5 protein-coding genes and 2 pseudogenes are annotated in these 6,852 nt (G+C 71.5%); 5 read left to right on the top strand and 2 right to left on the bottom strand.

Annotation, left to right across the window (positions count from 1 at the left end):
- Positions 1-200: 200 nt before the first annotated feature.
- From D455_RS30300 to D455_RS0113090, 5 genes and pseudogenes are all read left to right on the top strand, one after another.
- Positions 201-2,128, top strand: a pseudogene (locus tag D455_RS30300) (NAD(P)H-dependent oxidoreductase subunit E).
- A complete protein-coding gene (locus D455_RS0113105; RefSeq protein WP_017571176.1) occupies positions 2,125-3,066 on the top strand; it encodes a 2Fe-2S iron-sulfur cluster-binding protein in 942 nt (313 codons plus the stop codon). The pseudogene D455_RS30300 and the gene D455_RS0113105 overlap by 4 nt, the downstream one beginning before the upstream one ends.
- Positions 3,067-3,172: 106 nt before the next feature.
- Positions 3,173-4,054, top strand: a complete 882-nt coding sequence (gene fdhD, locus D455_RS0113100; RefSeq protein WP_017571175.1) for a formate dehydrogenase accessory sulfurtransferase FdhD — start codon at positions 3,173-3,175, stop codon at positions 4,052-4,054.
- A gap of 106 nt (positions 4,055-4,160) precedes the next feature.
- The gene (locus tag D455_RS0113095; RefSeq protein WP_040684835.1) at positions 4,161-4,445 is read left to right on the top strand and encodes a hypothetical protein; all 285 of its coding nucleotides are present in this window, start codon (positions 4,161-4,163) and stop codon (positions 4,443-4,445) included.
- A complete protein-coding gene (locus D455_RS0113090; protein ID WP_017571173.1) occupies positions 4,442-4,834 on the top strand; it encodes a hypothetical protein in 393 nt (130 codons plus the stop codon). Before D455_RS0113095 ends, D455_RS0113090 begins: the two co-directional genes overlap by 4 nt.
- A 52-nt stretch (positions 4,835-4,886) precedes the next feature.
- Here D455_RS0113090 and D455_RS0113085 read toward each other — a convergent pair whose 3' ends face one another.
- Entirely contained in the window at positions 4,887-6,434 is a 1,548-nt protein-coding gene (locus tag D455_RS0113085) for an aldehyde dehydrogenase family protein (protein ID WP_017571172.1), read from the bottom strand.
- Positions 6,431-6,852: pseudogene (locus D455_RS30295) on the bottom strand (succinate--CoA ligase subunit alpha); the annotation flags it as partial. The gene D455_RS0113085 and the pseudogene D455_RS30295, both read right to left, overlap by 4 nt.

Here is a 6,852-nt window from a genome sequence, read left to right as displayed (position 1 = left end):
GTGCCGTCGCCCCAGCCCCCTGCGGCGACGGCACGGCCCGTCATACCTGGTCAGCACCCATCGGGCGGACCGGACACCCGGGCGCATCCTTACGCGTTCTTACCGCTTACGGGGGTTGCCACCCGAATACAACCATCATACTGTTCTCTGTATACAGAATCCTGTGATCTGGCTTACATTCGATATGAGGTGACCCAGGCGTGGACCTACGCTTCCTGGACGAGACGCCCACCGCCGTCGAACGCGAAGCCGTCGAGAGCGTACTCGGGCCGCCCGAGTCCGGCTGGGACGGCGGCGCCCGCCAGGACGTCGACCTGCGTTACGCGCGGGGCGGCCACTCCGCCCGCGACCGGCGCGACCTGCTTCTTCCCGCCCTCCACGCGGTGAACGACCGCGTGGGCTGGATCAGCCGTCCCGCACTCGACCACATCTGCCGCAGGCTGACCATCCCCCCGGCGGAGGCCTACGCCGTCGCCTCCTTCTACGCGATGTTCTCCCTGCACCAGCGCCCGCGCCGCGTCGTGCACCTGTGCACCGACATCGCGTGCGCGGCGGCGGGTTCGGGCCCGCTGCGCGACCGGCTGACCCAACGCCTCGGCCCTCCCGGCGGCCACGACGGGGAGGCCTCCTGGCACGAGAGCCCGTGCCTGGGCATGTGCGAGCGCGCGCCCGCCGCCCTCGCCGTCGAGGCGGGCGATCCGCCCCGGTACGCCGTCGCCGCCCCCGCCACGTCCGCCGAACTGGACGCGATGGCCGAGGGTGCCTCCTCCGGGACCGGTTCGGCCGCCGCGAACGGACACCGCGTCCCCACCACCTTCGGTGCCGAGCCCCTGCCCGGCGCCTCCCCCGAACCCGATCCCGCGGCGGCCGTACCCGACGCGGGCTCACCCGACCACGTGCTGCTCCGCAGGATCGGCACCGTCGACCCCCTCAGCCTGGACGACTACCGTGCCGCGGGCGGGTACGCCGCGTTGCGCCAGGCGCTGCGCCTCGGCCCGGCCGGTGTCCTCCGGGAGGTCTCCGACTCCGGCCTGGTCGGCCGGGGCGGAGCCGCNCCCCCGGCCGCAAGTGGCAGGCCACCGCCCAGCAGCCGGACGGCCCGCACTACCTGGTGTGCAACGCCGACGAGAGCGAGCCCGGCACCTTCAAGGACCGGGTCCTGATGGAGGGCGACCCGTTCTCCGTCATCGAGGCGATGACGATCGCGGGATACGCCATCGGCGCCCGGACCGGCTACCTGTACATCCGGGGCGAGTACCCCCGCGCGCTGCGGCACCTGGAGAACGCCATCACGCTGGCGCGCGGGCGCGGGCTGCTCGGTCCGGACGTCCTGGGCTCGGGCTTCGCCTTCGACATCGAGATCCGGCGCGGCGCGGGCGCCTACATCTGCGGTGAGGAGACCGCGATCTTCGGCTCCATCGAGGGCCAGCGGGGCGAGCCCCGGAGCAAACCGCCCTTCCCCGTGGAGAAGGGGCTGTTCGGCAAACCCACCGCCGTGAACAACGTCGAGACGCTGGTCAACGTGCTGCCGATCCTGCTGATGGGCGGTCCCGCCTACGCGGCCGTCGGCACCGACCAGTCCACCGGTCCCAAGCTGTTCTGCCTGTCGGGCGGTGTGCGCCGCCCCGGGCTGTACGAGCTGCCCTTCGGCGCCACCCTGCGCGACCTCGTCGAGGCCGCCGGGGGGATGCCCGAGGGGCGCACCATCCAGGCGGTCCTGCTCGGCGGGGCGGCCGGGGCCTTCGTCCGCGGGGACGAACTGGACATTCCGCTGACCTTCGAGGGGGCCCGCGCGGCGGGGACGACCCTCGGTTCGGGAGTGGTCCTGGTCCTGGACGACACCGCCGACCTGGTCGCGACCCTGGTCCGGGTGGCGGCCTTCTTCCGCGACGAGTCCTGCGGCCAGTGCGTCCCCTGCCGGGTCGGCACCGTGCGCCAGGAGGAGTCCCTGCTGCGTATCAGGGGCGGCGGCGACCCCGAGTCCGAGGTCGCCCTGCTCCGCGAGGTCGGCCGGGCGATGAAGGACGCCTCGATCTGCGGCCTGGGACAGACCGCCTGGAACGCCGTGGAGTCGGCGATCGACCGACTCGGCCTGTTTGAAGAGTCCGAAACCGAGGAGGCCCGATGACCGTCCCCGTACTCCTGGCCCCGCCCCGGCGGCTGATCGACGCGACCATCGACGGCGAGCAGGTCCGCGTCCCCGAGGGCACCACCGTCCTGGAGGCCTGCTCCGGGATGGGAACCGACATCCCCACCCTGTGCTACGGCGACACGCTCACCCCCAGGAACGCCTGCCGGGTGTGCGTGGTGGAGGTGGAGGGCGCGCGTACGCTCGTCCCCGCCTGCTCGCGCAAGCTGGAACCCGGCATGAGCGTGGCCACGGACTCCGAGCGGGTGCGGCACAGCCGCAAGATGGTCCTGGAGCTGCTCGGCTCCTCCGTGGACCTGTCCACCACCCCGCAGGTGGACGAGTGGATGGAGCGCTACGACGCGGAGCCCGACCGGTTCGGCCCTCGCGCCGAGGCGGCGGCGCTGGGCGTGCGCGACGCCCGGCACGCCGGTGACCACGAACCCGGCGACGGCTCGGTCGCGGAGACGGTCGAACAGCCCGTCAAGGTGGACAACGACCTGTACGTGCGTGACTACTCCAAGTGCATCATGTGCTACAAGTGCGTGGACGCCTGCGGCGACCAGTGGCAGAACACCTTCGCCATCGGGGTGGCCGGGCGCGGCTTCGACGCCCGCATCTCCACCGAGCACGACGTCACGCTGCCCGACTCGGCCTGCGTCTACTGCGGCAACTGCATCGAGGTGTGCCCCACCGGGGCCCTGTCCTTCCGCACCGAGTTCGACATGCGCCAGGCGGGCACCTGGGACGAGGAGAAACAGAGCGAGACGACCACGGTGTGCACCTACTGCGGAGTGGGCTGCAACGTTACGCTGCACGTGCAGGAGAACGAGATCGTCAAGGTCACCTCACCGCACGACAACCCGGTGACCCACGGAAACCTGTGCATCAAGGGTCGGTTCGGCTTCCAGCACGTACAGCGGCGCGGCGACGGGTGAACCCCCGGATCCGCGGGCGCGCCCGACGCGGGTCCGCGGCAGGGGTGAGAAACCGGGCGAAATCAGATAGAACCGGGACAGTGGACACCGGAAGGCGGTGGAGCGGATGGGACGGGTCACGGTCCGGGAGAAGGTTCTCCGGATCAGGGACGGGTCCTCGACGGAGCGCGTCGACACGCTGGTCGTGGAGGAGCCGCTGGAGATCAGGCTCGACGGAGCCCCTCTGAGCGTCACCATGCGCACCCCCGGCGGCGATTTCGACCTGGCCGCGGGGTTCCTGGTGAGCGAGGGCGTGGTGTCCCGCGAACAGGAGATCACCGCGATCCGGTACTGCGCCGGGGCCACCGAGGACGGTTCGAACACCTACAACGTGCTCGACGTGTCCCTGGCCCCGGGGGTCCCCCGCCCGGACACCTCCCTGGAACGCAACTTCTACACCACGTCCTCCTGCGGCCTGTGCGGCAAGGCGAGTCTGGACGCCGTGCGCACCCAGGCCGCCTGGCGGGTGGCGGAGGACGACCTGCGGATCGACGCGGACACCCTGACGTCCCTGCCCGACCGGCTGCGTGAGGCTCAGCGTGTGTTCGAGCGCACCGGCGCCCTGCACGCGGCCGGGCTGTTCACCGAGGACGGCGACCTGCTCGCCCTGCGCGAGGACGTGGGCCGCCACAACGCGGTGGACAAGCTGGTCGGCTGGGCCCTGCGCTCCGGGCGGCTCCCGCTGCGCGGGACGGTGCTCATGGTCTCCGGGCGCGCGTCCTTCGAGCTGGTCCAGAAGGCGTGGATGGCGGGCATCCCGATGATGGCCGCCGTCTCCGCCCCCTCGTCCCTGGCCGTCGACCTCGCCGCGGAGGCGGGCATCACCCTCGTCGGCTTCCTCCGGGGAACCTCCATGAACGTCTACGCCGGACGGCACCGGATCCTCCTGAAGAAGGCGCCCATCGCGCCCTCGGCGGCCACGGGAGGCGTCCGCGGTCCGGGTCGGTAGACGCGGGAGCGGCCGGTGCGCTCCAGCCCCCTGCACCGACCGCTCCCGACATCCCCTGTCTCGCAGAACCCAAGATAATTCCTATTCGCTTTGATAAACTTGATGCGTGACTGAAGACAGGGTTCCCGTGGGCAGCGGTCCCTCGGTTCGGGTGAGTCTCTCGCTCCCGGAGGGGACCGCTGAGGCGGTACGCGCCATCACCGGCAAACGAGAGTTCTCCGCATACATCACGGAAGCGGTCGAGCACCGGCTGCGCAGCGACCTGATCGCCCAGGATCTCGCTGACTACCAGGAGGAGTACGGTGCTTTCACGGAGGAGGAGCGCACCTGGGCCAAAGCGGAGTTGGCTGGTGAGCAGAAGGGCGCCAGGAATTCGGACGAGGCCGTGTGAAGGGCACCCTCGTCCTGGACTCGGCAGGGCTGTCCGGATTCATCGCCAGGGACCGCAGGACCATGCTCCTCATCGATGCCGCGGTCCAGGAGGACAGGGCTTTGGTCATCAGCGCGGCGACCATCATCGAGGTCCAACACCGAGGAGTCAGTACCGCAAGGTTGAACTGGGTGCTCTCCCGCCTCAAGGTTGAGGATCTTGGCAAGGATGGTGCGCGATCAGCCGCCGCGCTCCTCCAGCGAGTCGGCCTGCACGGCCACCAGCACGCCATCGACGCGATGGTGGCGGAGGTGGCCCTACGGCAACGGCCCCCTGTCACGGTACTGACGTCGGATGTCGGAGACATGTCCCAACTGTGCGGCTCAGCCGTCCGCCTGGTCGCCGTCTGAGGGAACGGTCTTCCGGGGAGCCGCCGGACCCCCGGAAGACCGGGCTCCTCTCCTAGACGCGCCCCTCGGGACGCAGCGTGTAGTGCGGGAAGTTGCCCGGCAGGCGCTCGCCCGCCGCTCCCCTGGTGACCGCGTGGACCAGCAATTCACCGCCGACGAAGGCGCCCCGCCAGGAGTCGCCCCAGCCGCCGAACAGCTCCTCGCGGTCGCCGCGTGAGCGCGGCCGGTTGACGCCGACCTTGAAGGCCCGCACCCCGGCGGCCAGGCGCGCGGCCGTGTCGGTGTCGTCGCACGAGACTGTGGCGACCAGGGCGCCGTTGCTGGCGTTCATCGCGGCCAGCAGCTCCGCCTCCGTGTCCACCAGCACGATCGAGTCGACCGGGCCGAACGGTTCGGCGTGGAAGAGCGGCGAGGAGCGCGGCGGCTCCAACAGCGCCACCGGTGCCACGTAGGCGTCGGTGTTCTGCCCCGGCAGCAGGAGGGCGTCCGACAGTCCGCCCCGGTGGAGCGGCACGGCACCGCCCGCCACGGCCTCGGCCACCCGGTCGGTCAGCTCCTTGGCCTTGGCCGCGTTGATCAGCGGCCCGAAGTCCAGTTCGGGCAGGTCGTCCTCGGGGGACGCCACGGCGAGGGGGTGCCCGAAGCGCACCGACCGGACCGCCGTGAGGTAGGCGTCGAGGAAGGCGTCGAAGCGGGAGCGCTGTACGACGAACCGGGGATAGGCGGTGCAGCGCTGCTTGGCGTAGTCGAAGGTCCTGCGGATCTGCCCCGAGAGGGTCTCCCAGTCGTCGAACTCCCACACGCCCCAGCAGTTCAGCCCCTCCTGCTCCAGGACGTGCGGCCGCCCCAGGTCGGCGAGGTCGGCCGCCACCCGGCCGCCGGTGTCCCGGCCGCCGACGAAGGACACGCAACCAATCTCGGGCCCCCGCACCAGCGCCGGGGAGAGATCGCGGCCGCCCCCGCTGACCAGCGTGAACGGCAGGCCCTCGCGGACCGCCAGGGCCACGGCCAGGGTCAGGCAGACCAGTCCGCCGTCGGTGGGGGTCTTGGCGATCACGCCGTTGCCCGCCAGCGCCTGGACGCACATCGCGTGCGCCAGCACGCTCATCGGGTAGTTCCAGCTCGCGATGTTGCTGACGGGGCCGTCCAGGGGCCGGCGGCCGTCGAGCATGGGCCCGACGCCGTCCAGGTACCACTCGACCCCGGAGATCGCCCGGTCCACGTCCTGGCGGGCCAGCCGCCAGGGCTTGCCGATCTCCCAGACCAGGGCCAGGGCCAGCGTGTCGCGGTGCCGTTCCCAGGCCCGGACCGCGGCGCGGACCCGCTCCCGGCGTTCGTCGAGGGGGACCGCGCTCCAGCGTTGGTGGTCGGCGGCGGCCCCGGCGACGGCCAGGGCCGCGGTCGCGCCGTCCAGCATCGGCGGACCCGCGATCTGCGACCCGTCGACGGGTGAGTACGCGGTCCGGGGGTCGCCGTCGTCGCGCCACCGGCCGCCCCAGTGGTTGTGCGTCCGGTCGGGCCCGAAGGCCTCCGGCGCCTCCTCACGGCAGCGTGTGTACAGGGTCTCCCAGTCGGTGCCGGGCTTGAGCATCGCCGTCATCGCGTCGTGGACACCGCCTCCGCGTGGGAGGGGGCGCCCGCCTCCTCTCCGTGTGGTGCGTCGGCCAGGACGGCCCGTACCATCCGCGCCGCTTCGCTGGGGGTCTTGCCGACCTTGACGCCGACGGCCTCCAGAGCCTCCTTCTTGGCCGCGGCCGTGCCCGAGGAACCCGACACGATCGCGCCCGCGTGACCCATCGTCTTGCCCTCCGGAGCCGTGAAGCCCGCCACGTACCCCACCACCGGCTTGGTCACGTGCTCCCTGATGAAGTCCGCGGCACGCTCCTCGGCGTCACCACCGATCTCACCGATCATCACGATCACGTCGGTGTCCGGATCGGCCTCGAACGCGGCCAGAGCATCGATGTGCGTGGTCCCGATGATCGGGTCCCCACCAATACCCACCGCCGAGGAGAACC

It is taken from the genome of Nocardiopsis halotolerans DSM 44410, assembly GCF_000341065.1.
Taxonomy (GTDB): Bacteria; Actinomycetota; Actinomycetes; order Streptosporangiales; family Streptosporangiaceae; genus Nocardiopsis; species Nocardiopsis halotolerans.
This window is presented reverse-complemented; position numbering and strand designations above follow the sequence as displayed.

Bases quoted from the DNA above. Each gene is read 5' to 3' on its own strand.
- D455_RS0113085 (WP_017571172.1), bottom strand. From the start codon at position 6,434: ATGACGGCGATGCTCAAGCCCGGCACCGACTGGGAGACCCTGTACACA.
- fdhD (WP_017571175.1), top strand. From the start codon at position 3,173: ATGGGACGGGTCACGGTCCGGGAGAAGGTTCTCCGGATCAGGGACGGG.
- D455_RS0113105 (WP_017571176.1), top strand. From the start codon at position 2,125: ATGACCGTCCCCGTACTCCTGGCCCCGCCCCGGCGGCTGATCGACGCG.